Source organism: Aneurinibacillus migulanus (genome assembly GCF_001274715.1).
GTDB classification, from domain to species: domain Bacteria; phylum Bacillota; class Bacilli; order Aneurinibacillales; family Aneurinibacillaceae; genus Aneurinibacillus; species Aneurinibacillus migulanus.
Window position 1 is genome coordinate 3,054,899 of the sequence record NZ_LGUG01000004.1, and the last position, 24,069, is coordinate 3,078,967.

The 24,069-nt window shown below is 43.2% G+C and carries 25 protein-coding genes and 1 riboswitch; of the genes, 15 read left to right on the forward strand and 10 right to left on the reverse strand.

What is annotated here, in order from left to right; all coding sequences use genetic code 11:
- Positions 1–85: 85 nt before the first annotated feature.
- Together AF333_RS16555 and AF333_RS16560 are read left to right on the forward strand one after the other, a co-directional pair.
- Positions 86–949, forward strand: a complete 864-nt coding sequence (locus AF333_RS16555; protein WP_052520410.1) for a cell wall hydrolase — start codon at positions 86–88, stop codon at positions 947–949.
- Positions 950–1,096: 147 nt separating this feature from the next.
- Positions 1,097–1,945, forward strand: a complete 849-nt coding sequence (locus AF333_RS16560; protein WP_043065252.1) for a glycerophosphodiester phosphodiesterase — start codon at positions 1,097–1,099, stop codon at positions 1,943–1,945.
- A 38-nt stretch (positions 1,946–1,983) separates the two neighbouring features.
- On the opposite strand, the gene AF333_RS16565 is transcribed toward AF333_RS16560, so the two are convergent.
- On the reverse strand, positions 1,984–2,805 hold the full coding sequence (locus AF333_RS16565) for a basic amino acid ABC transporter substrate-binding protein (RefSeq protein WP_052520411.1): 822 nt from the start codon (positions 2,803–2,805) through the stop codon (positions 1,984–1,986).
- 67 nt (positions 2,806–2,872) lie between these two features.
- On the opposite strand from AF333_RS16565, the gene AF333_RS16570 reads away from it, so the two are divergent.
- The 6 genes from AF333_RS16570 (at position 2,873) to AF333_RS16590 (ending at position 8,605) form a co-directional block, all read left to right on the forward strand.
- Complete coding sequence (locus tag AF333_RS16570) at positions 2,873–3,478, forward strand: hypothetical protein (protein WP_043065251.1); 606 nt, start codon at positions 2,873–2,875, stop codon at positions 3,476–3,478.
- Positions 3,450–3,611: a hypothetical protein gene (locus AF333_RS33745; RefSeq protein ID WP_158502372.1), complete on the forward strand. Its 162-nt coding sequence runs from the start codon at positions 3,450–3,452 to the stop codon at positions 3,609–3,611. The genes AF333_RS16570 and AF333_RS33745 overlap by 29 nt, the downstream gene beginning before the upstream one ends.
- A gap of 223 nt (positions 3,612–3,834) precedes the next feature.
- Positions 3,835–4,833: a hypothetical protein gene (locus tag AF333_RS16575; RefSeq protein WP_043065250.1), complete on the forward strand. Its 999-nt coding sequence runs from the start codon at positions 3,835–3,837 to the stop codon at positions 4,831–4,833.
- Between the two features lie 233 nt (positions 4,834–5,066).
- Entirely contained in the window at positions 5,067–5,978 is a 912-nt protein-coding gene (locus AF333_RS16580) for an STAS domain-containing protein (protein ID WP_052520412.1), read from the forward strand.
- Positions 5,979–6,337: 359 nt separating this feature from the next.
- On the forward strand, positions 6,338–6,559 hold the full coding sequence (locus AF333_RS16585) for a hypothetical protein (protein WP_043065249.1): 222 nt from the start codon (positions 6,338–6,340) through the stop codon (positions 6,557–6,559).
- Between the two features lie 432 nt (positions 6,560–6,991).
- Positions 6,992–8,605: a copper resistance CopC/CopD family protein gene (locus tag AF333_RS16590; RefSeq protein WP_043065248.1), complete on the forward strand. Its 1,614-nt coding sequence runs from the start codon at positions 6,992–6,994 to the stop codon at positions 8,603–8,605.
- A gap of 154 nt (positions 8,606–8,759) precedes the next feature.
- Here AF333_RS16590 and AF333_RS16595 read toward each other — a convergent pair whose 3' ends face one another.
- The gene (locus tag AF333_RS16595; protein ID WP_043065247.1) at positions 8,760–9,830 is read right to left on the reverse strand and encodes a DUF6687 family protein; all 1,071 of its coding nucleotides are present in this window, start codon (positions 9,828–9,830) and stop codon (positions 8,760–8,762) included.
- 273 nt (positions 9,831–10,103) lie between these two features.
- Between AF333_RS16595 and AF333_RS16600 the strand changes: the two genes are divergently transcribed.
- Complete coding sequence (locus tag AF333_RS16600) at positions 10,104–10,703, forward strand: DedA family protein (RefSeq protein ID WP_043065246.1); 600 nt, start codon at positions 10,104–10,106, stop codon at positions 10,701–10,703.
- A 228-nt stretch (positions 10,704–10,931) separates the two neighbouring features.
- Entirely contained in the window at positions 10,932–11,723 is a 792-nt protein-coding gene (locus AF333_RS16605) for a carbon-nitrogen hydrolase family protein (RefSeq protein WP_052811961.1), read from the forward strand.
- Positions 11,724–11,734: 11 nt separating this feature from the next.
- Here the strand turns inward: AF333_RS16605 and AF333_RS16610 are convergent, their stop codons facing one another.
- Positions 11,735–12,415, reverse strand: coding sequence for an MgtC/SapB family protein (locus AF333_RS16610; RefSeq protein WP_043065245.1), 681 nt, complete (start codon positions 12,413–12,415; stop codon positions 11,735–11,737).
- 327 nt (positions 12,416–12,742) lie between these two features.
- Complete coding sequence (locus AF333_RS33750; RefSeq protein ID WP_043065244.1) at positions 12,743–12,931, reverse strand: hypothetical protein; 189 nt, start codon at positions 12,929–12,931, stop codon at positions 12,743–12,745.
- A 267-nt stretch (positions 12,932–13,198) separates the two neighbouring features.
- Between AF333_RS33750 and AF333_RS16620 the strand changes: the two genes are divergently transcribed.
- Both AF333_RS16620 and AF333_RS16625 read left to right on the forward strand, forming a co-directional pair.
- Positions 13,199–14,428, forward strand: a complete 1,230-nt coding sequence (locus AF333_RS16620) for an aminopeptidase (RefSeq protein ID WP_043065243.1) — start codon at positions 13,199–13,201, stop codon at positions 14,426–14,428.
- A 22-nt stretch (positions 14,429–14,450) separates the two neighbouring features.
- On the forward strand, positions 14,451–14,945 hold the full coding sequence (locus AF333_RS16625) for a GNAT family N-acetyltransferase (RefSeq protein WP_043065299.1): 495 nt from the start codon (positions 14,451–14,453) through the stop codon (positions 14,943–14,945).
- A gap of 69 nt (positions 14,946–15,014) precedes the next feature.
- Here the strand turns inward: AF333_RS16625 and crcB (AF333_RS16630) are convergent, their stop codons facing one another.
- The 3 genes from crcB (AF333_RS16630) to trhA form a co-directional block, all read right to left on the reverse strand.
- Positions 15,015–15,371: a fluoride efflux transporter CrcB gene (crcB, locus tag AF333_RS16630; protein ID WP_043065242.1), complete on the reverse strand. Its 357-nt coding sequence runs from the start codon at positions 15,369–15,371 to the stop codon at positions 15,015–15,017.
- Positions 15,371–15,775 carry a fluoride efflux transporter CrcB gene (gene crcB, locus AF333_RS16635; RefSeq protein ID WP_052520741.1) on the reverse strand — a complete coding sequence of 135 codons (405 nt, stop codon included), beginning with the start codon at positions 15,773–15,775 and terminating at the stop codon, positions 15,371–15,373. Before crcB (AF333_RS16635) ends, crcB (AF333_RS16630) begins: the two co-directional genes overlap by 1 nt.
- An 82-nt stretch (positions 15,776–15,857) precedes the next feature.
- A riboswitch (Fluoride riboswitch) is annotated at positions 15,858–15,920 on the reverse strand.
- A 25-nt stretch (positions 15,921–15,945) separates the two neighbouring features.
- On the reverse strand, positions 15,946–16,587 hold the full coding sequence (trhA, locus tag AF333_RS16640) for a PAQR family membrane homeostasis protein TrhA (RefSeq protein ID WP_043065241.1): 642 nt from the start codon (positions 16,585–16,587) through the stop codon (positions 15,946–15,948).
- Between the two features lie 385 nt (positions 16,588–16,972).
- Between trhA and AF333_RS16645 the strand changes: the two genes are divergently transcribed.
- Positions 16,973–17,437: an AEC family transporter gene (locus tag AF333_RS16645; RefSeq protein ID WP_158502370.1), complete on the forward strand. Its 465-nt coding sequence runs from the start codon at positions 16,973–16,975 to the stop codon at positions 17,435–17,437.
- A 187-nt stretch (positions 17,438–17,624) separates the two neighbouring features.
- On the opposite strand, the gene AF333_RS16650 is transcribed toward AF333_RS16645, so the two are convergent.
- Positions 17,625–18,848 (reverse strand): MFS transporter, encoded by a 1,224-nt coding sequence (locus tag AF333_RS16650; RefSeq protein ID WP_043065240.1) that lies wholly within the window; start codon positions 18,846–18,848, stop codon positions 17,625–17,627.
- Positions 18,849–19,074: 226 nt separating this feature from the next.
- Between AF333_RS16650 and ilvA the strand changes: the two genes are divergently transcribed.
- Positions 19,075–20,334 (forward strand): threonine ammonia-lyase IlvA, encoded by a 1,260-nt coding sequence (ilvA, locus tag AF333_RS16655; RefSeq protein ID WP_043065239.1) that lies wholly within the window; start codon positions 19,075–19,077, stop codon positions 20,332–20,334.
- Between the two features lie 101 nt (positions 20,335–20,435).
- Here ilvA and AF333_RS37495 read toward each other — a convergent pair whose 3' ends face one another.
- A complete protein-coding gene (locus tag AF333_RS37495) occupies positions 20,436–20,936 on the reverse strand; it encodes a CBO0543 family protein (protein ID WP_407638643.1) in 501 nt (166 codons plus the stop codon).
- Positions 20,845–22,041, reverse strand: a complete 1,197-nt coding sequence (locus tag AF333_RS16665; protein WP_043065237.1) for a DUF2515 family protein — start codon at positions 22,039–22,041, stop codon at positions 20,845–20,847. The genes AF333_RS37495 and AF333_RS16665 overlap by 92 nt, the downstream gene beginning before the upstream one ends.
- Positions 22,042–22,096: 55 nt before the next feature.
- Here AF333_RS16665 and shc point away from each other — a divergent pair, with 55 nt between their 5' ends.
- Positions 22,097–24,016 (forward strand): squalene--hopene cyclase, encoded by a 1,920-nt coding sequence (gene shc / locus AF333_RS16670; RefSeq protein ID WP_052811955.1) that lies wholly within the window; start codon positions 22,097–22,099, stop codon positions 24,014–24,016.
- Positions 24,017–24,069: the final 53 nt, after the last annotated feature.

Here is a 24,069-nt window from a genome sequence, read left to right on the forward strand (position 1 = left end):
GTCCATCTTCCATTGTTTCCATATATTATGGATAGAAGTAACTCTCGAACTCGCTTACAATAGTGAGTGGAAAAGGAGGGAGAAAATGAAAAAAACAGCAATGACTACAGCACTTGCCACTTTTCTTCTGGGAGCAGTCGGAGTTCAACCATCCGAGGCTGCATCCACCCCCATTCCGGTTAACGGAAAAGCAGTGTATACAGACAGCTTTATTCAAAATGATTCCATGATGGTACCTGCGAAGTTCTTTACAAACGCAGGTGTACAAGTAGGATGGAACGAGAACTATCATTCGGTCACCTTAAAAAAAGGAGATATGATTCTCGGGCTTCCATCCGGCAAAAATTACGTGGATGTATACACAAAGCAAAGCGGCACATGGAAGAGGGAATACATAAAAACAACGACGACCGATCGTACAGATAGTACATACATTCCGTTGCGCTATACGGCTGAAAAGCTTGGATTTACTCTCAGCGGCAACAGCCCCGCTACTGTTTCTCTTTCCACACAACAGGCGGCACCGAAACCATCTGCGCAGCCTAAAGACACAGAAAATTCGGGATATACTAAAGAAGATCTGAACTGGCTCTATAAACTGACAGAAGCAGAAGCAGGCGGCGAGCCATATGAAGGCAAAGTTGCCGTGGCGGCGTCAGTATTAAACAGAGTTCATAGCCCGGAATGGCCCAATACGTTAAAGGAGGTCATCTTCCAGGTTGATACGTTTAACGGGAAAAGCTATTATCAGTACTCTCCTGTATTAGACAAGCGTATCTACAATGTACAGGCATCTAAAGAAACGATTGCAGCCGTACAGGAAGCACTACATGGAAAAGATCCAAGCCGGTCGGCCCTTGTTTTTTACAATCCGGACAAAACGGACAACCAGTGGGTTCGATCCCGTCCTGTGACTGTAAAAATAGGAAGCCATGTTTTTTCAAAATAAAATAGAGTAGAAGAACCTAAAGGGCGTCTTTCAATAATCCGGACGCCCTTTTAATATTCTTTATAATAAAGATAGAAAATCACAACATGTACTTCATATTCCCCCTTTATCCTTGGAAATATAAAAGAATGAAGGAGGGACTACATAATGATACGTATAAAAAAATCACTATTGGCTGCTTCAATGATCACTGGATTATTCGCTGTTCCGACTCTCGATACTCCTGCACTTGCCTCCAAGCATGAACCAACTCACAAAATAGACGTTGTGGCCCATCGTGGTGCCGCAGGCTATGCTCCTGAGAATACGATGGCCGCGTTTCATAAAGGCGTGGAGATGAAGGCCGACTATATCGAACTGGATGTACAAATGACAAAAGACGGACATCTGGTGATTATTCACGATAATACAGTAGACCGCACAACGAACGGTACTGGTAAAGTAGGAGAGTTAACATTACAAGAACTTCGTGCGCTGGATGCCGGCAGTAAGTTCAATCCGGCGTTTGCAGGCGAACGTATTCCAACATTCGAAGAGGTGTTGGATGAGTTTCACGGCAAGACCGGCCTGCTGATTGAATTGAAGTCTCCGGAATTGTATCCAGGTATCGAAGAAAAGGTTGCCATAGCTCTGCGTGAGCGTAACATGGATAAACCGGCTAATGAGAAGATTATCGTTCAGTCGTTCAATTTTGAGTCCATGAAAACATTCCGTCAACTGATGCCGAACATGCCAATCGGTGTTCTTACCAGTAGTGCCTCGGATTTAACTGACGAGAAACTGGATGAATTCGCTACATACGCCAATTACGTTAACCCGTCACAGAAACTTGTCACAAAACAAGTGGTGGAGCGTGTTCATGCCCGTGATATGGACATATCCGCCTGGACGGTACGTAAAAAAGAAGAAGTAAAGCCGCTGCTGGATGCTGGCGTCGATGACATCATTACCGACTACCCAGACTATGTTCCGCACCACACGCAGTATCGAAAATAAAAAGTACCCCGGCTCTTTTACATGAGCCGGGGTATTCCTTATTTCAGGTCACCAAAATATTGCTTGTAGATTTCATCGTATTTGCCGCTATCTTTTACTTTTTTCAATGCTTCATTTACTTGCTTCATCATTTCTTTGTCCTCTTTGTTGGTCATGATACCGTAATTTTCTTTCGGGATATTCGGATCATCAAGCGTTACATAGCCCGGCTTTGGATTTTTTTTCATGTGTTCCATTAGATATGCATTGTCTGCCACTACGACATCCACCCGCTTGTTATACAAGTCCTCGACCATGCTCGGCATTTCCTCATACTGCAGAATATCCTTATTCGTTTTACCCAACAGCTCCTGTACGATAAGTGCGCCTGTAGTGGAAGTCATAACACCAACTTTATGGCCTTTAATATCCTGCAACGTCTTAATCGGTGAGCCTTCGGGCACAAGGATAAGTTGCTTAGCCTGGAAATACGGCTCAGAGAACAAGTATAGCTTCTCCCGATCCGGCTTGATAGTAATGCCGGAGATAGCAAGCTGCGCCTTACCGCTCTTGATTTCTTCGAATACGCCATCCCAGCTTGTGTTCTTAATCTCTATGTTCCAATTCATTTCTTTCGCCATTTCGTTCATTAAATCGACTTCAAAGCCGACTGGCTTTCCGCTTGGGTCCATATATTCAAACGGCGGGAACTCGGCGTGCATCACAACCGTATATGTTTTCTTATCCGATTCTGCGGCGGCCTGTCCTTCTTTTTTCTCAGCCGGAGCGCTTGCCTGATCCGACTTGCTACCACAGGCGACCGCCAGCAAGCCCATGATGATAATGAGAAACATAATGCCCGCATGCTTAATAAATTTCATTAATGTACCCCCTTGAGTCATATGTAGTTTTGATAATTAAGAAAATTATATACAAGATATAGAGAAGTTGGCAATCCATTTCTTGCCGGTAGCCCATGAAATACGTGAGAATGCGCTTCTTGCAGAAGAATTTGATCGTTTTCAGTCATTTACAATGGCTGCCGTACGCTTATTAAAAGATGGTATGATTTCTGACTGGGCTGACTTTCTTGAAAAATTAATCCCAAATCTAACAGGTGGAGAAGTACTGCAACGTCCGGGTACTTTGCTGGAGTCCACGTTGGTTAAGTATGAACCTTGTAATTCGGTGAGTGTATATCGTTATCGTGATGGTCTTATGCAACTTGTAGAATACAGCGGTAGAATTACTCCGCCAGAATTCTATCATATGGAGGAAGAGTCCTCCTTTGTAGTCACCGCTTATAAAAATGATGTACAGGATGTTCGTTATAATGAAGATAAGCAAACTTTGTACTATACTCTAAGATCTGGTGAATATGTAGTATGCTTCCATTTCCGTTTGCAAGAAAAGTGGACACAAGCAAATGTTGCATCTTTTAAAAATGAATTCTACCATGCTATAATTACTTCAAATGCTTCTCTGTACTTTGATTTTGTAGCAGAGCTGCTAGGAGGGTTGAAAAATGAGTCAAAAAGTAACATACAGCAATAAAAACACGATCCTTATCGCCTCCGAACCATCAAAAGCAATACGCAAACATGCGGAAGCGCGTATGACCCAGTTAACGCGTCCGAGTCAAAAAATATTAAAAGCATTAGCTGGAATATCGCTACACTCTCGTTAATCACATATACAGCTTACGTTTAAGTCTAAGAGCAGCTTTCCCGCAGATCGCTGCTCTTTTTCCATATGACGCCAATGAGAATCTTAAGAATGATGGGGAGTATCCTAGCATAAGGCGGTTCGTTTGCTGATGAAAATCCAAAATTTGAAACTTTTTTCTTTCAGTAACCGTCTTAGAGAGTGTATTAAATAAAGAATGCTTAGAGTAATGGAGGAAAAACAGCATGTTGAAAAAAACTTTATCCTGTGCGATTATTAGCCTTGTCTTACTTGGATCCGCTGTACTTCCATCCGCTGTAGAGGCGGCACCGAAACATACTCAATTACAGTCTCAATCTCAATCGATTATGAACCAATATCAAAAACTCATATCAACCACAAAAGAAGCAGCGAACATTATCAAATTCCTCGATCAAAACATCGCTAAGGTAAACAGGCAACAAGCAGACAGCATGATTTTAAAGCTAGAAGCTTTTTATCAGTCCGATCTAGAGAGAACACAGAACCAATTTTTCCAACCTGGTATACAGGAAAAGCTGCAAAAGAGCTATAATTGGAAAACTAAAAAACTCGTCACGAAAGATACTCAGTTGCAAAAGCTAGTTGCTACGAAACTGGCAGGCAAATATAAACTAACTACAGAAGAAGGATCCGTGTTTCCGATCGTAGATTATGGTGCATTGAAGAATTATTCGTCTTATCTATCCGGCGAAGTGAAAGATTATATTGCGCTGAAAGCGTTGGAATCCGATAAACCGTGGCTTAGTGACGCTGCGATCATTATTTCTCTGGATGAACTCGCAGCAAGAACAATTGCCGGAGAAACGTATCTGACGAAATATCCCCAGTCAAAAGCAAAAAAAGATGCGACGAACATTTATTTGGAGTATCTAGATAGCTACTTGTACGGGATGAACAATACACCTGCCTTTGACTTCGATACGTACCGATTACGCACAAATGTTCTCACTAGCTTTAATAAAACGATAAAAACGTATCCTAATTCTGTAACCGCAAAGGTTGTGCAGGGATATGTGAATGTGTTGAAGAAGCATAACTATCAAGTATTTATAAAAGATGGCCTGGAGCAAAGGGGTATCCCTGAAGTAGAAGCATTCAAAAAGAACGTTCACCAGCAAGCACTGCAAGAACTTACGAAAAAACAGACAAAACCCAGTACTGTGACAAACCGGTATACGGCAGTAGGTATTAATTTTTTATGAATTGGCCGAGAACACTCGTGATTTTAATCATGGGATGAATCGGCTTCGGATAAGGCGTGTCTTTTGATACGTCAATGATCCGACTTTTCAAGTGTCACTTGAAGTAAATGAAAGATCGTTTATGTACGATGAGAGGTTCAAAACTGGTACAATAGAAGGGTACCATATAGTTATCGACCATTATGATTCCCCTCCCACATCCAACGATGCAGGAGGGGATATACTTTGCCTGCATGATAAAGCAAGTAAGACTAAGTAATTACACAATAGAAATGGATGATTTTGTTATGAGCGAGGAGCTGCTAATGAGTAAAAGTCTACAGGCATTCACTGAAAAAATTGTAGAGAAGCGTTACGAATTGGCCGAACGAATTACACAAGAACAAAACAAGAGATATCCTGAGCTTGTTTCACTAGCTGACAAATTGAAAGAGTTCCGCATTGATTTGGTTCAACTGTACGGTGAAGCACTCTCAATGGATGAAGAAGAACGCAATGTGCGCCTTATGGAGTGGGGGGAAGAAACCGGAACAGCATGTGCTATGCTCGGTACGACTCTCGACTCGATGCTGCATGAGGTCTCACATTATCGGGTTGCCATCGGTGAAGTTATTCGTGACGAAGCGGAGAAGAGCAATTTGTCCTTACAAGAATTCTACGAAGTGATCTCCCGCTTCGATGCCATTATGAATCTGGTTGTTTATAGCTTTAGCTTGCCTTTCGTCCGCTATCATGATGAGCAGATGAAAAAATCCCAGCTTGCGCTGCTTGAACTATCTGTACCCGTAGTGCCGGTGGCTCAAGGAGTCGCCGTGCTCCCGCTTGTCGGTAATATTGATACGCATCGGGCTAAGCTATTGATGGAAGAGGCTTTGAAACGAAGCGCTGATTTACGCTTGCACCATTTTATTCTTGATCTTTCCGGCGTACCGGTTATTGATACGATTGTGGCCCAGCAAATCTTTCAAATTATTAATGCGTTGCGGCTCTTGGGTGTGGATGCAAAAATCAGCGGAATCCGGCCGGAAATCGCACAGACTGTGGTAAGTCTAGGTATCAATTTCGGCAGAACCGACACGTTCGCCAATCTTCACCAGGCGCTAGCCTCAATTGGATTTACATACAAGCAACAGGATTTAAAATAAAACTTCCATCCGCAGGAGTTCTTCATCTCTTACTGATGATTTGGTACACATATCGGGTTCTTAATGGTAGTTATCCTCCACGTAGCACCCGTTGGACAGGGATAAAAGAAAGGGAGACCGCGCATCCAGTTGAGACGCAGTCTCCCTTTATACATGATAAGACCACCTACGATACCGCAATCACATTTACCAACTGGATAAAATATCATGATAAATACAATAAAATAACACATTCAGTTATATAACAGTATTTATTTTTCTCTGTTATGGTATTACAATAAAAAGTGTGAAGATTGTCTATATTTCATCTGTTGCAGGAGTGTTGTACGCAGAAAAAAAGTAAAACAGGAGTGGATTGTATGGGTACACCTATGCGCGCTGATTTTCATCATTTGATGCGCGAAGAGGCTAACCGCCTGCTGTCGCATATCAAAAACGAGACGGACCAAAACCGGAAGTATCAACTGTGCAGCATGCTTCTTGAAATTTATGAAGAGCTGGACATCGATGTACAAGAGAATGCCTCATTTTGGGGAGATATCCAGATTAATTACCGGGATGTCGTCGGTCATTTATCGTAGGCAGCACAGCGAACCTTTTCTATTCGGTCGGGAAAGGTTCTTTTTTTATGTACATATGTTTCAAAAGCTTCAGCACGGCATAATAAAAAGTAATGGATTTACTACATAGAAAAAAGCGAGGAACAGATCATGTCAAACATTTTAGAAGGATGGTTTAAACAATTTGAACGGCCCTCAGGCGTACTCGGTAATATCGGCATAAACCCATAACGTTAAGGTTATCATAATAAAGAAATGTATAATACGCAGGAGAAAGGAGCCTGAACGGCTCTTTTTTTATGTGCACATACAACTGTCACGCACACTTCGAAATTTGTACACAAATTACACACAATTTATCCTTATAATAGATTAAGTACATAAAAAACTTGTTAATATCGTTAATGAGTTTACCATATTACTATATACATCTGATTACATAAGGAGAGAGTTATGGTTGTAGCAAGAAGAAGTATGCAGTATGCAGTATTGATTTGTTTATTCCTGCTGAGTATCGCAGGAGTATTCATAGGACCTGCATCCGTAGCAGCGAACTCCCAGCAGGAGAAAACCGTTCTAAATAAAAAGGAATATAAGCTGGTGGAATCATCTCCGAAAGACGGAGCCTTGTTGAATGCATCACCAAAAGAAGTACGGCTTACATTCAAGGAGCCTTTAAACATTGAATACACCACCATTTTCGATAATCGAAACCGTGAATACAGCACAGGGCGTTTTACAGTCAATCCGAATGATCCACGCCAAATTATTCTGAAGCCTGCCAAGGAATTGGCACCTGGTACATACGGCGTGGAATGGTACGGCAAAGCGTCGGTGCCTAATGGAAAAGCAAAAGAAGTAAAGGGGCAAATCTACTTTGCTGTACAGAGCTTTTCTCCCCCTCCCAAAAGCGGAGGCGCGGGATTTCTTGAGCAGTTAAGCGGTGAAACACTGCCAGGCTGGATCGCTTTCTTTGGTATGTTTGTTTCGTTCGGCGGAACGCTTTTCGTTCAATACATCGCACGGGACAGAGATGTGCATAGGCGCTGGCAATACTGGCAAATCCCGATTTATTTCCTTACAGCAACAGCCGTAATGATCCTGTTTTTTGTTCGTAAGTCTTCACTACCTGAAATTTCGATAAACGAGCTGGCGGCACTGCACATCGGCTGGGTACCACTTGTGCAATTCCTTGTCTTCACACTGATTTTCGGAATTACTTATACTCGTTGGACGTTACCATTTCTCGGAGCCATGCTGGCGCTGAACACACTGGTCGGTCACTCAAATTCGTCCGAGTACGGCGGCTGGTTGGCTATGGTGATGAATACGCTGCATCTGTTCGCTTTAGCCGTCTGGTTCGGCGGTCTATTCGCCTTGCTGGTTTTGGCGCCGAAGGAAGGCAAGTGGGTATGGTTTAAGGAAAAAGGGGCCGTATTCTCGCGTTGGGCACTCATCAGCATGGCCGTTATCGTGCTGACAGGCATTGCCATGACTGTCGAGTATATTCCGTCCTGGAACGACTTCATCGACAGCGCATGGGGAATCTCAGTGCTCATAAAATCGGGACTAGTTATCGCTATTATATTGCTCGGCTATATGCAAATGCGTTATGTGAAGAAAGGCGTGGAAAAAGGGGCCATCTGGTTTGCTAGGAGGAGCAAGTGGGAGCTTTGGCTCGGTACGATAACTCTACTCGTTGCTGCAGCGCTGATTAATTTCATACCGCTTGCATCAGGTATTACTAATTCGCCTGCCCAGTTGACCAAAGAGGGAGTAACGGCGCATGTGGCCGTATCTCCATTCGTTTCCGGATTTAATGACGTAAATATCCGCTTCGAGAACGCACCTCCGCTTACAGACGTATATGTACAGTTTGCGGGCACATCGGAATACAAGCCGGTAAACCGTGCCTTCGATCTTGGAGAAGGTCGATATCTTGTCTCAGGTGACCAATTACGTGCGCCAAGCACGACGTATATTCATGTAGAGGCGATTACGCAGGATGGACGTACTATCGTATTTGCGTTCCCGCCGCGTGGCGAGGCTATAAGTGATATACAATAAGTAAACTACAGTATAACTAAAAAAGGAGAGGGCTGACTCAAAAGGTTATGAGTCAGCCCTCTCCGTACTATATTTAGTATTTTAAACACAAGAAGATGCGCAAGTATTGTGTTACTGCTTGTTATAATTATGCTTTTGGGTCAGCCTCCTTGTCTTATTCAAAAGCGGAAGCAAGAATCGGAACGACACGTTCTGGAGGCAAATCACTTGCCGCAGGTTGGCTATTCTCCGACAGAAAGGAGAGAACGATCGGAAAATTCCGTCCGTTTATGCTCGAAAATGGTGACAGCTTGTGCGCTAGCGTCCACGTGCCGTTTGCCGTTTCAAGCTCTTGCAGTGTTCGCACGGCCGTTTCGAGTGGTTCATATCCATACATGTATCCGTTGGTGCTGCCGCTAAATGTAAATCCAGGTGCACGCCAGGAATGAGGTGTATCTGCCCACATATAGCCGGGGTACCATACATCATAGTACCACCCTTGCTCCGCTTCAGCTGACACGAGTTGGACTTTCTCCTTATCCAGCCGATTACGCACTTGCGGATGCAGCCACATATCATCTTTGATTTCTTCGTTAAATGCCGGGACTTTCAATGTTTTTGCAAGCGAAGTCCCAACGAACACAAAAGGAATGTGATAATGGGCAAACCGATTATGTAGCTCCCGGCGAATGATGCTGCCTGACTCAACCCGTTCCGACGAACGTTTCAATGCTTCCATTCCTTGCGCCACGCGAGCATCGTCAACTCTACCTTCAAGCAATGATAACGCCCGCTTAAAGCACGTTTCATATACATGCTGTGTATCCATTTTTTCCGCCTTTAAATCGTCCATCAGCACGGTTAAGCCTTGATATAGTATTTGGGCCGCACGGTCTCCCCAACCGGAGAAGTCACCCATCTCTGCGGCCTGTATTATTGTATCTCGGTGCATCATCGCCTTTTCACTATGTATAAGAGTAAACACTGCCAATATTCCGTCAACATCCACATGGTTATTGATCGCAAGATCCCATCCGTCTGTATCGTTTTGGCTAATGAATTTCATGCAGATCTCGGTTGAAGTATCGGCTTTATACACATCAGGTGTAGTGTTGGGAATCCAATGGCTAAGCTCCATGTCTATGTCCGGGCGAAATGTGGCATCCGGCGCTCCGTCCGTAAAAATTGTCCGACAGCTTACCGGACGTTCCGTTTTGCTGCCAAGAATATAAAAGTAGGGAATCATATAGTTGTGTCCTCCTTCCTTTTTCCCTACAATACTCCCGATTTTTTGCTTCGTCAATGATGGAAACGTGCAATGAAGCATGCTTGCGTCACACTTTTTTAGGAATAAAGGCGTGTACATGGAATAAAGGAAAAAGGAAAATAATGAAATAGTTGGATTTGATATATGTGATTATGTTACTCTTAAAGATAGTATTGCAGTATTTTTAAGAATAAAAAGATGTGAAGCAGCGGGGCTGTCCGTTGCTGTTCTTGTAAGAAAAGCGGGGGTTATATGGAGCAACAGCTAGGCGAATGGCTTGGTCATTACGGATATATCGGTATTATACTGGCTTTGGTAGGAGGCATTGTCGGCCTGCCAATCCCGGATGAAATCTTAATGACGTTTGTCGGTTACAATATATTTCGTGGAAGAATGGAATATGCGCTGGCTCTTGGATGTGCCTCCTTTGGTTCCATGGCAGGTGTAACCGTTAACTATCTGCTGGGCCGCAAGCTTGGTTTACCATTTTTGCGAAAGTTCGGCCCGAAATTCGGAATTAACGGCAAAAAAATAGCTTATACCCGAAGGCTATTCCGTAAATTTGATGCATTTTTATTATTTATCGGCTACTTCATTCCAGGTGCCCGGCATCTAACCCCATATCTTGCAGGTATCTCGAAGCTTCGTTTTTATAAATTTGCACTATACGCCTATCCAGGCGGCTTATTCTGGTCGTTCACCTTTATTACGTTGGGGTGGAAGCTAGGGGAAAGGTGGTCTGTATTCGAGCACCGGATGGTGGAATATAAACCGTATGTGCTCCTGTTTATCGCCTGTGTGATTCTGCTCATATTCTTGTATGTAAAGTTTATGCGCAAATCCAGTTCGTAATTTCATCATCTTTCGCCATACCACGAAAAAACCGGAACGCCATATTACAGAACGTCCCGGTTTTTTCATTATTTTTCAGGGAGCGCCAGCAGGATACAGATGAGCGCGAATATGCTGGCCTTAGCCATATTTATGTATTTGTTCACCATAGCGTTACGTAGCAGCTTTTTTCCAATATTTGTTACATCTGATACAACAGCTATATAGAAGAGAGGGGATGACGTTTGCGTGAAACAAACATGGGCGATTGCTCTCGCGCAAATTCCGTGTCGAGAAGGAGATAAAGAAGCAAACCTTCAGGAAATCGAGCAAGCGATCGAGGAGGCACATACGCAAGGAGCAGATATTCTTGTGCTACCAGAAATTATCCTGACTGGTTTCGTTCATAGGGAGGCTTTACGGATGCTGGCCGAAACGCGTGATGGTGAAAGTATGGCACGGATACGTCGCAAACTGGCTGATTTTCCCTTATACCTTGTCTATTCGTTTCCCGAACTCGGATCAGACGGAGAAGTATACAATACAACGTGCTTTTTACAGAAAGACGGAACACCTTTAGCTTACTATCGAAAAACGCATCTGTTTGCAGGAGAGAAAAAAATTACGAAACCGGGAGAAGAGCTTATATGCCTGGAGGTGGAGGGAGTAAAATTCGGAATCCTTGTATGCTTCGATCTCGAATTTCCCGAAGCGGCACGCGCACTAGCCATGCAAGGGATGCACGTTCTTCTTGTGCCGAGCGCCAATATGTCGCCGTACGAATATCCACACCGGATTTTTACGGTAGCACGCGCATTGGAAAACCATATATTTGTTGCCTACTGCAACCGTATCGGAGCACACAAATCATTCGTGTATCGGGGCCAGAGTATACTCGTCGATCCATCAGGCAAAATCCTTCTTGAATGCGCCGACAATAAAAGAGACATCCAAACTGTCCAAATTCAACTTGAAAATATCAGAGACAGCCGGGATATGTACAACTATCTGGAAGAGCGCCGTCCCGAGCTGTACCGCTGAGGACGGCTATTTTATAATTCAATAGATTTTACAAAAGGAATATCTTGAATGAGGGAGAAGAGTTGTGCGGTTTGATATGATTTCGGTATTTTCATTACAATTTCTAAATCAATCGTTGAATGATACTCTTTATTCTTCTCGGCCCGAAAGCTAAGAATTTCAATATTCTTCTCCTCCAAAATTTTCTGAATATGCTCCATAGCTCCCGGCTTATCTATGATTTGCAGAATAAGCTGTTCCGTTTTTGGTGTCGATAGCCAGTTAAACCGCACATGCAGAATGGTTTGTGCAGCAACGATGATGAAAGCCACAGCTAAACCGACAGAGTAAAGACCCGCGCCAATCGCCATCCCCATTCCTGCCGTAGCCCATATGCCTGCGGCAGTTGTCAATCCTTTAACGGTTTGTCGTTGCATAAAAATCATGCCCGCACCCAGAAAGCCGACACCGCTTACAACCTGTGCAGCAATGCGTGAAGGATCCAGCGATACATTATGCCATCCGCTTTGATCCTGAAAGCCGTATTTAGACACTATCATCATAAGAGACGCACCTAAGGCCACGATAAAATGAGTACGAATTCCGGCTTCCTTCATTCGATTTTTCCGCTCATATCCGATAAGCGCCCCGCAAATACCGGCAACGATAAGCCGCAGGAAATAATCGACCTGCATGAGATAATGAGTAGCCATAATTTCACCTCTTCTTTTTTTCTAAAGCCCCACCTACACCTAAACATCCCTGCTATGTGGTACTTTTTTCGTCCTGCCTAGTATGCTGTACCTGTTATGGCTTACATCATGTACATCGTTTACTTCCTTTTGTGTCAGCAGTGTTAATTATAGGATCTATGCTAGCATAATTCCTCATTGCAATGGTAACTAAACAATATTGCATATCCGGCTATTATAAAAAATTAGACGTACCGAATCGGACGAGCCTTTCTACAAAAATAAAAGGATGGAGAAATCGGCTTCCTATATTAATGGGAACGCCAGCAGCATGCAACCCCATTTCTTTTATAAGAAACGGAACCCCATAAACGGACCTGCACACAAGCCTTTGTTTATTTCTTCTTCCGATTGTTCACTTAGTACGCTAACAATCGCATTAAGTTTGGGGTTCAGCATTTCAATTCCTTTTAGTGCCGTATCTTTGAGTTCCTTTGGTGTCACCTCTTTTTTTCTGACCAGTTCAGCAAGTCCCAATCCATCAAATGAAGAATATTCAGATATATTAACAGCTCCATGCCCCCTTCTTGTTAGAAAAAATTGCTTTCAATTTTTATTATTACAGGGAGTGCCTACCTATTCAATTACTAAAAAGGAGTATTTTTAGTATAGTCTATTACCCTTTTGGGTGATGTTTACGATCATTTTGTATAAAAGGTATACTATGATAACAGAGGTTAGAAATGGTAAAGTACAAGTGTAACTACAATGATGTATATTACAAAAAAAAGGAGAAGCGAAGCTATGCCTACATTTGAGCAAAAATTGGATAAGTATGCGGAACTCGCGGTAAAAGTAGGAGTCAATATCCAGCCGGGACAGACACTGGTGCTGCAAACTCCGATTACGGCCGCTGATTTTGCCCGCAAAATCGTGAAGAATGCGTACGAAGCCGGAGCTAAAAATGTACATATCGAATGGAATGACGAGGTTAGCACACGAATCAAATACGATTTAGCTCCTGAAGAGGCTTTTACTGAATTTCCGTTGTGGAGGGCCAAGGGCTTTGAAGAGATGGCAGAAGAAGGGGCATGCTTCCTGTCCATTATCTCAACCAATCCTGAATTGCTGAAAGGTGTAGACCCGAACCGAGTTTCAGCAGCCGCCAAAGCTTCTGGAAAAGCAATGGAGACGTTCCGTCGGTACATCTCTTCGGATAAAGTAAGCTGGTCTATCGTGGCGGTACCTTCCAAGGAATGGGCCGCAAAAGTCTTCTCCGAAAAAGAGGAAAAAGAACAGGTGCCTGCACTATGGGAAGCCATATTCAATGCTGTTCGTGTCAATGTCGAAGATCCGGTTCAAGCCTGGAAGGAGCACAACGCTTCTTTGGATCAAAAAGTCGAATACCTGAATCAGAAAAAGTATAAATACCTACACTATCAGGCACCTGGCACGGATTTGACCATCGAACTCCCGTCCAATCATCTCTGGGTAGGCGGAGGTTCCACCAGTGAGAAAAACGTACCGTTCGTGGCTAACATTCCGACGGAAGAAGTCTTTACTGTTCCGCTTAAGGAAGGGGTCAACGGCGTTGTGACAAGCACAAAACCGCTCAACTATGGCGGAAACCTGATTGAGAACTTCTCGCTTACCTTTGAAAAAGGACGAGTCATCGATTTCAAAGCTGAAACGGGCTACGACACGCTAAAGCAGCTTATTGAAACGGATGAAGGCTCCCACTATCTCGGAGAAGTGGCACTTGTTCCACACAACTCGCCGATTTCGAATGCCAACATTATTTTCTACAATACACTGTTCGACGAGAATGCTTCCAACCATGTTGCGATCGGCAGCTCTTATGCCTTCTGCATTGAGGGCGGAAAGAAAATGTCAAAAGAGGAACTCGAACAAAACGGCTTGAATACAAGCATTACCCATGTTGATTTCATGATCGGATCTGCGGACATGAACATCGATGGAGAAACAGAAGACGGTACGAGAGAACCTATCTTCCGCAACGGGAACTGGGTATAAAAAGAGATGGGGGCGTCCAATGATGCACATCCGCGAAGCACAGGAAGCCGACATTCCGGCGATGCTAGCGATTTATAATCACGCGATCCGAACGTCAACCGCTACCTTTGATTTACAGGAGCAGACGCTTGTGCAACGTCAGGAATGGTTTGCACATTACGGCGGTCCACACCCACTTATCGTAGCTGACATCGATGGACATATTGCGGGGTATAGCTGTCTATCTCCGTTTCGCTCCAAACCAGCGTATTCGCGTACAGCGGAGCTGTCTGTTTATATTGATGATCGATTTCAGGGGCGTGGCATCGGAAAAGCACTGGTGAAAGAAATATTGGACCGTGCGCAAAAGCTCAACTATCATGTTGTTATTGCAGGAATTACAGAAGGGAATGATATTAGTATAAAGCTGCATGAAGCATTCGGATTTACGCTGGCAGGCCGGTTTAAGGAAGTCGGCTATAAATTCGACGCATGGCAGGATGTATTGTTTTACCAGTTGTTCCTGCGTAATGAATAAAAAATACGAATAAGAACCTGGTCCAGATACGACCAGGTTCTGTTTATTTTGTGACGGCTGGCAAAGTCTTCATATCATACGTCCGATCCAAAAACCGAGAGCTACGGCCGCAATCCCGGCCAATACACTGATTCCTATATAGAGCCTGGCTTCTTTTCGTTTACCGAGCCTTTGCAGTTGTACATTCTCATATGCAAACGTAGAAAATGTCGTAAACGAGCCTAAGAACCCCGCACCCAGCATCGCTTTGACCTGCCAACCAACATCCAAACCATACAGCAGTCCCAAACAAAACGAACCTAACACGTTTACCGTTAACGTCCCATACGGAAACGACGAGTTTGTCTGCTTATCTATGACGCCAACCATCGTAAAACGGCTAATCGCCCCAAAAAAACCGCCAAGTGCGACCCACAATACTTCCATCATTGTTTCCTCCCTACACGGGTAAACTGCCCCCGTTCATAACTTCCAAGCACAATACCAGCATAGGCAAGGATATATCCGCCAATCAGACTCAAAGCAATATAGATAGCCGCTAACCCATACCGTCCGGACTGTAACAGCTCTAATGTCTCGTATCCAAAGGTAGAGAATGTCGTAAATGAACCGACAAATCCTGTTCCGAAAGAAGTACGAAAATGGGGATGGACTGTAAAACGCGTCGTAGTAATCGTATAGAAGAAGGCTAGGATAAAACAGCCTGCAAGATTAATCAACAAGGTAGGGAGCGGGAACCCGGTTTCCGTCTGTATGCCTGACCATGTACCGATCCCGTAGCGCAGAACGGCACCGAGTATTCCACCCAAACCAATAAACAAATACACCATAAATATACACCTCATTAATATGATAAGTATTACCAAAAAATCCACCAGAAACAAATAAACCCCTACCAGTACGCATGATTTGCGTCCGGTAGGAGTCATTAGCTGTCAGTCAGCGGTTACGGCGAACTCCATCGCCTATACAACTGTATTTATTATACGACAAACGGCTGTTATGGCAACAAGTAGTAGAATACCCCAAAGAAGTGGGTAACCGTACCGGCCAGCACAAATACGTGCCAGACCGCGTGGTGGAATGGAAACATACGCCACACATAAAAAACGGCACCAATCGTATACAACACCCCTCCGGTAACTAACAACACGAGACCGCCGGTAGGAAGGGATGTTACGAGCGGCTTCCAGGCAAATATGATTAACCAGCCCATGAGGATATAAAGCACGGTCGATAAATACAGAAATTTCTTAGTAAAAAACAGTTTAAATACGACACCTATCAGTGCCATCCCCCATACAATACCGAACAATGTCCAGCCAAGCGCTCCTTTTACGACCAGGAACAAAAACGGTGTATATGTACCCGCGATAAACAAGTAGATGGAAGCATGGTCACAAATCTCGAAAATATCTTTAACCCGCCCTTCCGGAAAGCTATGCACAAGGGTAGAAGAGACGTACAAGAGCAGCATCGTTACACCGTATATGGTAAAACTGGTCACATGCCAGGCTGTGCCTGATTCACTTGCGGCAATAATCAGCGCAACGAGAGCAATCACACTCAACACGGCGCCGATGCCATGAATAATCGCGTTTGCGACTTCTTCCTTTTTGGTAAAAACATGGGTACTTGCCATTTTCCGCATCCTTTCCGCTTTATTTCTTTTCAGTATAACCCTCTTATTACAGAATAGCCAGACGGTTTCTCCATGAGTGCATCGCGGAATGGAATGGACGTATTCAAGTGTATTTACAAAAGAGGGGTAATAACAAGCAACAAACAAGAAAAAGAGAGTAATAAAAAAGATAGATGTTGTTTTCCACCCACCCCAGAAATCCTCCAACAACAATCAGCAGTACTACAATACGGATTATCTCTAAGAAGAACCTCATGCTTCTCCACCTCTTATCTTATTCGCTTTTGGTGACAAGGGATTTGATAAAGCCGTTTTAATTATGGTTCTGCAATCGATTTTGATGGGGATATTCGCTGTTTATTTTGCTTCCCGAGGAAAAGCAAGTGTGAAAACCGCGGTGTTAAACATTTTTCGGCTACCGAATATTTATGCGGTCATCATCGGCCTGCTTCTGCAATACTGTCATATCCCATTATCCACGAATTTCATGCAGGCTGTAGAATTATTGGGGGGCGCATCTATCCCGGTTGTTATGCTTGTGCTGGGGATGCAGCTAGCCATGGTAACGATAAAAGATTTAGATGGTAAGCTGGTAGCGTTTGGAACGGTTATCCGTCTGATTATTTCTCCGGTTTTGGCATGGGGCATTTGCAGCCTATTTCCAATTTCACCTTTATCAAAGCAAGTGATGTTCGTCATTGCGGGAATGCCGCCAGCTGCAATGGCTCTATTATACGCTATACGATTCGAGGCCAAAGCAAAACTCGTATCCAGTATTACATTAATTTCCACCGTTCTTAGTTTTATTTCAATCATGGTGCTATTAAGCATAGTGAAGTGGGTAACATAGTTGACTTATAAAAGCACCCGCGCCTTATTTGTATAGGCTGGGTGCTTTTACATTTGAAAACATCATCCGTAACAAAACCTCCAAATAATTAGTCTTTCAGACGAATCTGCTTACGCTAAATGCGGCAATCTACCTTACTGTATGAAAAATGCCGTTTCGAATCGTTTCGAAACGGCATTTTTTTGCACTATACGGATACAGCGTCATGTTTCTGAACCGAGTCCTTACGGGCAGCCCTTCGCCAGCACCAGGCCATGCCCAAAAATACGACAGCACTTATTATATACAAAACATGAAGTGTATCGCCCCATTCGATAAATAAGTAGCCGGCAATGGGTCCCATAGCTGCACCAAAATCTTGTGCCAGCGAATAAAGAGCCAGAGTAGAAGCGGTTGGAAGGTACCGAGCCTCATCTGTCGCCAGTGCATCTGTAATCGTTGTAAGCGATGTGGCGCCCATTTGAACGAATAACGCTATACCGATCCAGAGAGCGAACGGAAGCGCAAGCGGCAACAGCACCAAACCGATAGCTGATACAAGCAAAGATACGCCATACAATGGTATCCGTCCGCGTGTCCCGTCGGATAAGCGACCAAACTGCACGCCCAGAAACGGCTCCCAGGTCCAGCGGACGGCTTGCAGAACACCGGACCAGGCCGATGCGGCCAGTACAATCCCCAATAACGATATCTCCTGTCCGTGCTTCTGGATAATATAACTAAGCGTAGACGTTAACACACCTTGAAATACCAACGAGACGAAAAAACCGCTGAACAAAACGAGAAGCATGCGATTGTTTCTCCATACACTTCCGCCCGACTTCGCCGCTTTTTCAGTACGATGAGCCCCGCTTGTAAAATCGATAAAATAGTGTAGTAATAGCGGAATACCAAACAGCGACATACAGCCGAACAGAACGGAAACCCCTTTGAGATGCAGCAGTGCGACCAGTACACCACCCATCAGCATACCTACCAGACTTCCCAGACGGTACAATCCGTTGTAAAGTCCCATCATTTCCCCGCGATTGCCTTTATCGGCACACTGCGCCACCGCATACAATCCGCCGATTCGCAGTAAGGACCAAGCTGCCCCCCATAGCGCCCGCAGTACAACCCAGGCAACAAGCCCCTGAGCGAATCCATATCCGATGGTCGTCAAACTGCCCAGTCCTACAGCTAGAAACAATCCTGTTCGCAAGGAAATCCTTTGGTAAAACCAGCCAACTAAAGGATTAAGCGGCAGACGAACAAAACGGTTTACTGAGAGGATAATACCGACTTCCCATAAAGACAACAAACCAGCTTCCCGCCAATAAATCGGTAGTACGATGTATAGCATCGAATCTCCAAGCAAACACAACGCCGTTGCAATTGAAATGACGACTACCGGTTTCTTATTTTTCTCCATAACCCTTCAACCACTCTCTGTTTTGAATTATTTGTAATTTTATACATACTACCTAACATATGTAAAGCAATGGGCATATTTTTATTTACTTTGTGCCGAAAGAAGAGCTAAAATTGACAGATATATCATGAATCTCTATAATCTTTTTTATTCTCATATAATCGGAAAAACCTAAAAGAAAAAACAATTTCAGGAGCCAGACCGCAAGCTAGAGGGGGAAAAAGATATGAACAAGACCGCAACTAGGGTAACCGTGGAAGATATCATGGTAGCCCACCATACATTAAAAGACGTCGTATATAAAACGCCACTTGAGAAAAATCGAATTCTCTCTGAACGATTAGGTTGTAATGTCTATATTAAACGAGAGGACTTGCAGGTGGTACGTTCGTTTAAGCTACGTGGGGCGTATCACCTCATACGTAGCCTGTCTGAGGAAGAGGTAGAGCAGGGGGTTGTATGTGCCAGTGCGGGTAACCATGCGCAAGGCGTCGCCTACTCCTGCCATGCGCTTGGCATTCGGGGCGTTATTTTCATGCCGGCGACCACACCTCGCCAGAAAGTATCCCAGGTTAAGCTGTTCGGGGGCGATGCAGTGGAAGTGGTACTTGTGGGCGACACCTTTGATGACTCCTTTGCGGAAGCAACCAAATATACGGAAGAGCATGGCATGACGTTTGTCCATCCGTTTGATGATCCGAAAATCATTGCCGGTCAGGGTACAGTCGGTATGGAGATTATGGATGATATGACTGAGGATATTGATTACGTATTTGTCGGCATCGGCGGAGGCGGACTTGCCTCCGGAGTGGGGACGTATATGAAAAGCATCTCACCTTCTACGAAGGTCATCGGTGTCGAACCGGAAGGCGCGCCATGCATGAAGCAGGCACTTGCACAAAACAAACCGGTAATACTGACCAATATTGATAAATTCGTGGATGGGGCTGCAGTCAAGCAAGCAGGTGCATTGACGATGGATATTTGCGGACAGGTGCTCGATGACATCATACTTGTACCGGAAGGAAAGGTATGTACTACCATTTTAAACTTATACAATCAGAATGCGATCGTAGCCGAGCCTGCCGGGGCATTGTCCATCGCCGCCCTTGATTTGTATAAAGAACAAATTCGAGGTAAAAATGTTGTCTGTGTGATTAGTGGCGGCAACAACGACATCGACCGCATGCAGGAGATTAAGGAGCGTTCGCTGATTTACGAAGGATTGAAGTATTATTTCATCATCAACTTTCCGCAGCGTGCCGGTGCGTTGCGCGAGTTCCTCGATAATGTACTCGGTCCAAATGACGACATTACCCGTTTCGAGTACACGAAGAAAAACAATAAGGACAACGGTCCAGCGCTCGTTGGCATCGAATTGAAGAAGCCGGAAGATTATTTGCCGCTCATCGAGCGTCTGCGCCAGAGTAACATCGATTACATGGAAATTAACAACAATCCTTCGCTGTTTAACCTATTAATTTAATCAAACTATTCAACACAACGAATCAACCGCCAGCCATATAAAAAAGCTGGCGGATTTTTTTTGAGAAGTGTTCTCTAATAGTAGGCTGAGTAGTTACTACATTAATGTCTCGGTATTCGATTGTTGTATGAATACCAAAAATGAAATTTACATACAAGCCACATGAAAAAAATATAGCCAAAAAAGGAATATAGATGCCTCCATTCACTACTATGATTAAACCATCCTACCTTTTCTGATAACTGTTCTACAAGGGGCATGAAAAAGCCAAGGAGAAGGACAACGATAAAACGCTGTGTTGTATTTAATTTCTCTACATAGTAAAGAAAGAAAGCGGTTGTAATAGGTAATAGAAATACTGTAAAAGCGATGTTAATACTGAAGAGGGCTGGAAAGGGTCTGATAGGAAAGGAATACATCTGTTGTTCTACCATAATAAGATCGGCATACGTTCCCAACCAAGAAGAAAATATCATCGCAGGTACATACTTTTGTATAGAATTCTGCCTATTACGTTGAGGAGGGAAAGATCTTTTCTTGTGCCATAATTGCAAACTCGATTTTCTCCAATGTTTTACAATAGTCATGGAGGATCTCACCATCCACTTCTTCTTTTAGATTAATTAAATAATACATGATTTTCCAGTCCTCGAACCAGTCGCCTACTTCTGCTTCCTCATGCTGGACATTGCTCCAGGAATGAAGTAGAGAGGGGCTATACAATCGCTTCGTACCTGGTTTCAACTGACAATTCTTGATCTGTTGCTCATAAGAGGTACCGGGAACCGACTCTTTTACATCGTTAAACAAATGTGGCCAGTAATCTTTACGTGACCCTGTATGAACATGTTTGGCTGCCCACTGAGAAATACGTTTTAAAACGTCAGAATGACCAAATAATAGAGTATACAACCGTTTTCCTAATAAAATTCGTTCATGAAGAGAAACAAAATGATAAAGGGTTTGCCCGATAAGTTTAGGCGGTTTTTCAAAGCCCCTTTTATCTTCTTGGTAACAAGGGAAAAGAATTTGATTCAGGCTTAATATATCCTGTAACTTAAATTCGATCGTTTTTAATACCGTTTTTTGATAGAAAGCATTCTGAATTACTCTTTTTTCTAAGTAGCTCTGTTCATTAATAACGAGCCCAATGGCTAATAAATAACAGTCTCCATAATCCCAAAAATAATTCCACAGCGTCTGCATAAAGACAGAGACATAAAAATAAGGCAATAAGTAAAATAATTTGGTCTGTCTTTTTAAACTTTCCTCATATAATAAAAACTGAGGATAGACATCTTGAAAAATTAACCAATTCCCTCGTTCTAAAAATCGGAAGTAATCCTGCTGTTCCTTTTCGGAAAGTAATCTAGAAAGTAACTCCCCCTTTAAATCCGTCATGTTCCATCCGCCATTTCTTGATACCATATGTCCAAGAAACGCCCAATGAATTTCAGGGTGACGACAGTAAAAATCATAATATGCCATCGTTCGCATTACGTTGTTTCTATTCTTTTGACGGGTACATTCTTTAATTTGATAAATTAATTGTTGATCTTTTAAAGGCAACTCCGTTATAGAGACAAAAGAATCCTTCAAATCTTTGCTTTTCTTTTTTAATTCTTTCTTAATGGATAGAAGAGGCTGAATTTGGCTTTGTTTAAAATTCTCCCATCTCTTTCTTAAGATTGCTAATCCCGTCCCCATATTGTTTCCTCCCGTATTATGTATATTGATCCTCGTTGAAAAAGGAGTGAGTGGTTTGAATGAAGTTGAAACAGAAATCAATCGCCTCATCACCGTATTAAAAAATCAGCAAACAAGTGACGGTTCCTGGCGCTATTGCTTAGAAAGTGGCCCTATGACAGATGCGTATATGATCATCCTATTGCGAACATTGAATATTCATGATGAAGATTTCATAAGAAGGTTAACGGAAAGAGTAATCTATAGACAGGAGAAAAATGGAGCCTGGAAGTTATTTCATGATGAAGAAGGCGGAAATCTGTCAGCTACAGTTGAGGCTTATTATGCTCTGCTTTTTTCTGGCTATTGCAAGAAAAAAGCAGAGCATATGCAAGCAGCCCGACAGTTCATCTTGTCAAGAGGAGGAATTACAGAAGTAAGTATGCTTACAAAAGTAATGCTCGCTTTAACGGGGCAATATCCATGGCCACAGCATACTTTGATTCCACTTGAAATCCTGCTGCTTCCTCTGACGTTCCCCCTTAATTTCTTTGATTTTGTCGGTTATGCTAGAGTTCATGTTGCTCCGATTTTAATTGTGACTGACCAAAAGTTTTTTATCAAAACACAAAAAACTCCCGATCTATCAGACCTATATGTAAACAACTCAACAACAAGCATGAATCTGCAACCATATATAAATCAACAATCTATACAGTATCGCTCAATTTTAAAATTTATAAAATCTTGGACTGAGAATCTTCATTACCTCCCTAAACACATCCATAATGTAGCTATACGTCGTACTGAACAGTTTATGCTGGATAGAATTGAACCGGATGGAACCTTATACAGTTATTTCAGTTCAACCTTTCTTATGATCTTCGCCTTCCTAGCGCTTGGGTATTCAGATAAACATCCCATTATCTTGCATGCTATTAAAGGCTTAAAAACATTAACTTGTAAATCAAATGAACCTATTCATATACAAAATGCTACGTCAACGGTTTGGAACACAGCATTACTCAGTTATGCTCTACAAGACGCTGGGGTACCTTACTCGAGTATGACTATACAAAAAGCAGGTCAGTACCTTCTTTCGCGACAACATAAAAAATATGGAGATTGGATCATTCATAATCCAAATATTACACCAGGAGGATGGGGCTTTTCGGATATCAACACCATAAACCCTGACATTGATGATACAACTGCGGCTCTTAGGGCAATAAGCAAGCTAGCAAAGACAAGTCCAATCTATCGTCAAGCTTGGGAATATGGAGTAAACTGGGTGCTGTCTATGCAAAATGACAATGGTGGATGGCCAGCATTTGAAAAGAATACAGATAAAGAAATCGTAAAATGGCTCCCCATCGACGGGGCTGATTCAACTAGCACGGATCCTTCGTCCGCTGATTTAACAGGGAGAACCCTACAATTTCTTGGCCATGATGTAGGATTGAATGTTCATTATCCCAATATCAGTCGAGGAATCCGCTGGCTAATGAAACATCAAGAAGAGGATGGAGCTTGGTATGGTCGATGGGGAATCTCTTATATTTATGGTACCTGGGCTGCTATTACCGGGATGAATGCTGTTGGTATATCACCCAACCATCCTGCCATTCAAAAGGCGGTTCGCTGGCTGTTGAAAATTCAAAATGCCGATGGAGGATGGGGAGAATCTTGTAGGAGTGACACTGTTAAAAAATACGTTCCATTAGGGTTTAGTACTTTATCCCAAACCGCATGGGCAATCGATGCTCTAATTGCTGTTTCAAAGGAATCAATCCCTGCAATTGAAAGAGGGATACAATACTTGATTGTAGCGGGAGATAAATTCGATTGGACAACAACGTATCCAACGGGAGCTGGACTACCGGGTGGATTTTATTTTCATTACCACAGTTATCGTTACATTTGGCCTTTACTTGCATTAAGTCATTACAAGTTGAAATACTTAGGAAATGGAAAGGATGCGCATGTTACAAGCTAGACAACAATACATAACTTTGCCGACCTATGCAGGTCGGCTTTTCTGTTATCTTC

What these genes read in the sequence shown, in the direction of transcription:
- AF333_RS16595 (WP_043065247.1), bottom strand. Translation starts at nt 9,830, where the DNA reads ATGATTCCCTACTTTTATATTCTTGGCAGCAAAACGGAACGTCCGGTA.
- AF333_RS16620 (WP_043065243.1), top strand. Translation starts at nt 13,199, where the DNA reads ATGCCTACATTTGAGCAAAAATTGGATAAGTATGCGGAACTCGCGGTA.
- AF333_RS16600 (WP_043065246.1), top strand. Translation starts at nt 10,104, where the DNA reads ATGGAGCAACAGCTAGGCGAATGGCTTGGTCATTACGGATATATCGGT.
- crcB (WP_043065242.1), bottom strand. Translation starts at nt 15,371, where the DNA reads ATGGAAGTATTGTGGGTCGCACTTGGCGGTTTTTTTGGGGCGATTAGC.
- crcB (WP_052520741.1), bottom strand. Translation starts at nt 15,775, where the DNA reads ATGGTGTATTTGTTTATTGGTTTGGGTGGAATACTCGGTGCCGTTCTG.
- AF333_RS16650 (WP_043065240.1), bottom strand. Translation starts at nt 18,848, where the DNA reads ATGGAGAAAAATAAGAAACCGGTAGTCGTCATTTCAATTGCAACGGCG.
- AF333_RS16590 (WP_043065248.1), top strand. Translation starts at nt 6,992, where the DNA reads ATGGTTGTAGCAAGAAGAAGTATGCAGTATGCAGTATTGATTTGTTTA.
- AF333_RS16610 (WP_043065245.1), bottom strand. Translation starts at nt 12,415, where the DNA reads ATGGCTACTCATTATCTCATGCAGGTCGATTATTTCCTGCGGCTTATC.
- AF333_RS16665 (WP_043065237.1), bottom strand. Translation starts at nt 22,041, where the DNA reads ATGGGGACGGGATTAGCAATCTTAAGAAAGAGATGGGAGAATTTTAAA.
- AF333_RS16555 (WP_052520410.1), top strand. Translation starts at nt 86, where the DNA reads ATGAAAAAAACAGCAATGACTACAGCACTTGCCACTTTTCTTCTGGGA.
- AF333_RS37495 (WP_407638643.1), bottom strand. Translation starts at nt 20,936, where the DNA reads ATGGTGAGATCCTCCATGACTATTGTAAAACATTGGAGAAAATCGAGT.
- AF333_RS33745 (WP_158502372.1), top strand. Translation starts at nt 3,450, where the DNA reads ATGAGTCAAAAAGTAACATACAGCAATAAAAACACGATCCTTATCGCC.
- AF333_RS16575 (WP_043065250.1), top strand. Translation starts at nt 3,835, where the DNA reads ATGTTGAAAAAAACTTTATCCTGTGCGATTATTAGCCTTGTCTTACTT.
- trhA (WP_043065241.1), bottom strand. Translation starts at nt 16,587, where the DNA reads ATGGCAAGTACCCATGTTTTTACCAAAAAGGAAGAAGTCGCAAACGCG.
- AF333_RS16580 (WP_052520412.1), top strand. Translation starts at nt 5,067, where the DNA reads ATGATAAAGCAAGTAAGACTAAGTAATTACACAATAGAAATGGATGAT.
- AF333_RS16625 (WP_043065299.1), top strand. Translation starts at nt 14,451, where the DNA reads ATGCACATCCGCGAAGCACAGGAAGCCGACATTCCGGCGATGCTAGCG.
- AF333_RS16565 (WP_052520411.1), bottom strand. Translation starts at nt 2,805, where the DNA reads ATGAAATTTATTAAGCATGCGGGCATTATGTTTCTCATTATCATCATG.
- ilvA (WP_043065239.1), top strand. Translation starts at nt 19,075, where the DNA reads ATGAACAAGACCGCAACTAGGGTAACCGTGGAAGATATCATGGTAGCC.
- AF333_RS16560 (WP_043065252.1), top strand. Translation starts at nt 1,097, where the DNA reads ATGATACGTATAAAAAAATCACTATTGGCTGCTTCAATGATCACTGGA.
- AF333_RS16585 (WP_043065249.1), top strand. Translation starts at nt 6,338, where the DNA reads ATGGGTACACCTATGCGCGCTGATTTTCATCATTTGATGCGCGAAGAG.